We start from the raw sequence: 222 nt of genomic DNA on the forward strand, positions 1-222 counted from the left end.
TCAGTGCTGTGGGAGGAGGGCGCGGAGGGTGATGTGGCGGAGTTCGTGCCAGCGTTCGGTGAGGTCGGTGCGGTGGTGGAGGACGTCGGAGAGGTGCTGCATGCCGTAGAAGCTGGCGACGGTGATGCGGGCGGCGGCTTGGGGGGTGGTGTCGGGGGTGAGCTGGCCGGCTTGCCGGGCTTCTTGGAAGAGGGTGGTGAGGAGGTCGATCCAGCCGATGTA

The 222-nt window shown here is 67.6% G+C and carries 1 pseudogene; it reads right to left on the minus strand.

Annotation, left to right across the window (positions count from 1 at the left end):
- Positions 1–222, minus strand: a pseudogene (locus NX794_RS35860) (ScbR family autoregulator-binding transcription factor); the annotation flags it as partial.

Origin of the sequence: Streptomyces pyxinicus (assembly GCF_024753135.1) — a bacterium.
GTDB classification, from domain to species: Bacteria; Actinomycetota; Actinomycetes; order Streptomycetales; family Streptomycetaceae; genus Streptomyces; species Streptomyces pyxinicus.